This is a genomic window from Streptococcus sp. KR (genome assembly GCF_002238115.1).
In the GTDB taxonomy this organism is placed as follows: domain Bacteria; phylum Bacillota; class Bacilli; order Lactobacillales; family Streptococcaceae; genus Streptococcus.
The window spans coordinates 1-213 of the sequence record NZ_NGVM01000386.1 but is presented as its reverse complement, the minus strand read 5'-3'; the positions used below and the strand labels follow the sequence as shown (position 1 = coordinate 213).

Genomic DNA, 213 nt, shown 5'->3' with positions numbered 1-213 from the left:
GGCATTATAATATTCCGGTTCTTTCTTGAGATTGATTGCCCGAATGTATTTTTCAACAAAGGACAGCATCCCCTCTTGAACCATATCATCATAGTAGGTATTGCCTTTTGTGATGTGCAGCTTCTTCAGCACGCCATAGACCACCAATTCATGGTCGCCATCCAATAGAAAGTTAAATGCATCTTGGTACAGTTCAATTTGCTTGTCGTCTCG

1 pseudogene is annotated in these 213 nt (G+C 41.3%); it reads right to left on the bottom strand.

The window, feature by feature from the left end:
* Nucleotides 1–213, bottom strand: a pseudogene (locus CBI42_RS12390) (sigma-70 family RNA polymerase sigma factor); the annotation flags it as partial.